This window comes from candidate division KSB1 bacterium (genome assembly GCA_022562085.1).
Taxonomy (GTDB): domain Bacteria; phylum Zhuqueibacterota; class Zhuqueibacteria; order Oceanimicrobiales; family Oceanimicrobiaceae; genus Oceanimicrobium.
On sequence record JADFPY010000363.1, the window covers coordinates 1 to 4,419 of the forward strand.

Genomic DNA, 4,419 nt, shown 5'->3' on the forward strand with positions numbered 1-4,419 from the left:
TGAAAGAAAAGAAATTTTAAGCTTTTACTATTCATGATTATTCTTAATGCAAATTAAAAAAAACTGCCGCAAAGTCAATTGAAAAATGAAACACAGAAGTGGACCTTTGCGGCTGATGATTTTGCGAATGTCATTATTTTATCAATACAAAAACCAGCACCTAGCCAAATAGCTTGGGATAATTTGCATGGTCGCGTTATCCCACCCGCGCGGGGAGACTGCCTCCAAAACAGTGCAAATAAGCGCTAAAACCGGTACCAGTATGAAATTCTGTTTGGCAGCTTGTAATTGAGGACTTAAGAAAATCCCGACACTGACTGCTAACAAGCAGGTGACGAGTATTGCTGCCGAACCCTCATAACTTCGTTTCGATTGAGCACCTAATAACGAAGGCACTTTGTAAGTATGTTTTCCAAATCGTGTTCCAAAAGGTTCGCCGACGGCATCACCCATGCCGGTGACCAGATAGCCTATAAGGGCGAGTGGACCGAATAAAATGTTGCTAATGATTCCGCCAATTAAGGTTGCGAAGTAGGGGAACAGTATATAATGGGTTCGATGCGGGGCATCTTTTTCTCTTGCGATGGCTTCGTAAAGCAAATGGCCTCTGCCTCGTACAATTGCATAAAAAATAACAATAGAAGTCATTGTCCCAAAAAGCAAGACTATCGGTAATCCCCAAACTAACTGCATAAAAGCGACTGTGGCAAAAATGAGAAAATGAAAAACTTTTCTAGTATAGCCTGTGTTTATTCCTTTTTTTGTTTTTAAATACCCGGCCAAGTACAGGCAGAAGTAAGCCCATATTAATGCAGTTGGACCTCCATAAATAATGGCTTTGCTGGAGGGAATATTCAGTTCAAAAAAGCTTATAAACTCGGCCATATGTAGAATATTGAAATTTTTTATCAGAAAATAAACATAATTCCTACCCGGTTTCCGAAAATGTAAGGATTCATGGATACTCTGTTTGACTGCTGCTTGTACCTGTTTACCAAGGCACTGCCGACCGAGTAACCGATGGCGCCTCCCACAATAACGTCGGCTCCCCAATGGTTGCGGCTGTCCATACGCTGCATCGCAACCGATATTGCCACAGTGTAGGCCGGAATCTTAATCCACCATTGGTCATATTGTTTAGCCAGGACAGTCATCATTGAGAAAGCACTGGTGGCATGGCCCGAGGGAAACGAACGGCGATCCCTTGCACCCCTGAACTTAAAAGGCTCAAACTTCGATGGCCCTTCACCCGTATAGGGCCGAGCTCTACCGAAAACTCTTTTTCCCAGTTGCGCAATCGCACCGGAAATTAGATATGACTCCACCATCAGGCGGGTGGTTTCCAAAAGCTTTTTGTCTTTAAAAATTAACCCGCCAGTAAGCATCGAAGCGGAGAGACCTGCAAGCACATATTTTGAAGATATTCTGTCGTAAACGTCACCAACCTTTGCCAAACCGATTCCGGGTTTGACGTAGAGATCGTCTCTTTCGATGAAATCATCATCTATGTTCTGATCTAGTATTGTCATAAAACCGGTGGTAACTCCGGTAAGTGCAAGAAGTTTCAGGCCGCTTCTTGAGCTTAGACGGGATGGAGCAGCGAAGATGTATAAAACATCACTACTCGCCTTTGAGGCCAAGGATTTGAAGGAACGCTGGTTTTGAGAAGCCTGCAGCCCTTGTGCATGCCCGGTAGTCTGCCATGAAGTGACGATAACAAACAAGATGACGGCACCTAATCGATTTCTGCTGATCAATGAATCCTCTTTTTTTTCAATGAATGTAGATTTTCATTTGTTTCAACTATTAATTTTGAACCTGAATTGTGGCTGAATTTCAATTCGAAAAAACCTACTCAGCCTTTAAAATATTCAGTACTCCGGAATCAGCATTCGCTTTTTTCAGGGCTCTGATATCATCATAGTCTGCATGGGCATGAGATTTAGTTGAGTTTGCATCTGAAAGAATGCCAATGCCAATTGCCACATCGGGTGAGTTGCCGCCAAAGGTCTTTTGATATGCTTCGAAGAGATTAAAAACGTAGGTTCGCCATTCGCCTAAATGATCTTTCCCCGACTCAGCTACCACCATCCAGGGTCTGCCAATGCCACTTCGCCTCATAGCCGAGCCGACAGGGTGTTTCGAACTCCAGACATATTTTACTGATTCCGGGATCAAGCCGAACTTTTTCCTATAAATAATATAAATACCGGCCGCGCTATCCACTCTTTCGTGAAACCGCTCATCACCACCTTCCGGTATCCGATGTCCCCTCCATCTAAATGAAATATAAGGATACTTCTTTAAATCCCACTTGATTTCTTTACCGAGAATTACGGATTCTCCGTCGTCGGTGGCTTCGAGATATTTGTTGCCATTTTCCGTTTCGATCCGGTAAGGTTTATTTTTATCGTTATCTTGCTTCTTCCAGGTCCAGCCAACCGGTAATTCTCCCAATGGACTACCTTCGAAGTCTTCAAGGGCTACGAAATGATACTCTCCAAGTTCACTGACGAGATACGGGAAAGAATATTTTTTTAAAATGTCATCACACACGCTGTAATAATAATGGAGTATGCTGATGTTACCAATTTTAAGATTGCTAATCTTCCAACTCCCTTTCGGACTTCTAAGCATATATATTTCGATAGAAATTTTATGATTGTTTCTGACAAAATCACAATTGAGCATCGCAAAGTTTTCTTTTATTTCTTTATTTTTAAAGGTCAGGGCAATTTTTCCATCGGTGACTTTCATCAGGGAGCTGTCACAAATTTTTTGCAGAATAGATGACTTTAAGGCTTCAACTAATTGATTTTGAGCATAAGAGTCAAGTTTAACCCAGGTTTTTTGTAAAATTTGGGGTCCAAGTCGCTCAAGATAAAATAGGCTGTCGATTATTTTCAAAAACTGTTCCTTTTGAGTTTCCTGCATTAGAGAATCATTATTAACGATTTCATTCCATTTTTGGGAATAAGATTCAATAGTTTCTTCAGGGCTTGAATCGTGTTCATAATTTATAGACCCAGCCAACAAAACTATCGGGAGAAGCACCAATCCGTAGAAAAATAATCGCAGCATTATCATGTCCTTAAACTAACCTTTTTTAGATGTATTATCAGTTTTAGGAAATGGCAATCGTCTGTCTTCCCCGCACCAGTATTTCATAATTGTCACGTTCTAAAACAGGAATTAAAAAACGTGCCTTTCCGCCTTGGCCAATATCGGTATCATCAATTGAAATAATATTCGTCCTGCTCAGCTTTGGTCTCGCTTTTTGATAGGCCAATAAATGCATTTCCGCATAATCGATACCTGGCTTTACATCCCAGGCATCGAGAAAAAGAAGGTCTATCGAGTGATTGAAATTCGCCAAAAACTCGATGGCATCCGCTGGAATAATTTTAACATTCTTGAATTTTCTGCAACTCCATCTGGCTACCATCACAGCTTTCCAGCTAGTATCGACTGAAATTACTTCGGCTCCCGAAGTACCCCAATGATAAGTTGAATGGCCGTCCGTACAACATCGGGGGTGAAGTTCGCTAATCGGGTGCCTGAGAAGCTTGCGCATGCAACCCAATTCAACGATTCTTTTACCCTCTATCGCCTTCTTGGCCGCAGAAAAATCTTTCGTCTCAATCAGCAGGCGCAATTGACCAACCCCGCCCACTTCTTCTTTGATTCGGTTCAAAGCTTTCACGCTTTCAAAACTATTCGGCAATAAAACAGACAGGTCACTTTGGAGAGTCAAGTTGGAAGTGTAAAACCCGCCGACTGCTGTGGCGACCACAGCCACAACAATAATTAGAATATAGTGTCGCAATATCAGATAAGATTTTTTTTGCATTTAATTCGGTGCTACAAAATTTGAACTCTGTGAATCATTAGCTTGTTGATTCTATTTTTCAAACTTGCAATCAATTGCTTCTCTTCAGGTTCGTTTGCTCCCCAAAAGTAGATGATCGCATATATCAATATCATTCCAACAAAGATAGCTGCAGTCTCAAAAACCGTATCGATATTTAGCCAAACTTTGAGTAAATAAAACATTGTCCCGGTAAACACGGCAGTAGCAATTGGCCAGAATAAAGACAGACTGAAAGGCAACAACCCGAGTTTGTTATACACGTGATAAATTCGGGCAGTGATCACCACAGCAAAGGCAGTGAAAGTTCCAATAGCGGCGCCGACCAAACCAAGTTTCGGGATAAGAAAGGCGTTTAGCGTGACATTAACCACTAGGGCCATCAGGCCTAAAAGCAGCGGAAAGAGGGAGAAGAAGACGTAGTAGGCAACCCCGGCAGCCATCTGGGTGGCGTCGTCTTCGCCCAGCTCTCGCACGGTGTTCACCATCAAGGTGATGGGTTTGCTTTTAACAAACCCGCTATCGGCAAACCCATGCCACACCTCTCTGGC

Annotated in this window: 5 protein-coding genes; all 5 read right to left on the bottom strand. The window is 42.3% G+C overall.

The features are described from left to right. Positions 1-141: 141 nt before the first annotated feature. Complete coding sequence (locus IH879_20270; protein MCH7677264.1) at positions 142-648, bottom strand: hypothetical protein; 507 nt, start codon at positions 646-648, stop codon at positions 142-144. A 260-nt stretch (positions 649-908) separates the two neighbouring features. Further along, positions 909-1,757, bottom strand: a complete 849-nt coding sequence (locus IH879_20275; GenBank protein ID MCH7677265.1) for a phosphatase PAP2 family protein — start codon at positions 1,755-1,757, stop codon at positions 909-911. A 94-nt stretch (positions 1,758-1,851) separates the two neighbouring features. Beyond that, on the bottom strand, positions 1,852-3,081 hold the full coding sequence (locus IH879_20280; GenBank protein MCH7677266.1) for a DUF3047 domain-containing protein: 1,230 nt from the start codon (positions 3,079-3,081) through the stop codon (positions 1,852-1,854). 43 nt (positions 3,082-3,124) lie between these two features. Further along, positions 3,125-3,850, bottom strand: a complete 726-nt coding sequence (locus IH879_20285) for a class I SAM-dependent methyltransferase (protein MCH7677267.1) — start codon at positions 3,848-3,850, stop codon at positions 3,125-3,127. Between the two features lie 11 nt (positions 3,851-3,861). Further along, positions 3,862-4,419, bottom strand: a 558-nt coding sequence (locus IH879_20290; GenBank protein MCH7677268.1) for a polysaccharide biosynthesis C-terminal domain-containing protein, incomplete at its 5' end; no start/stop codon positions are given.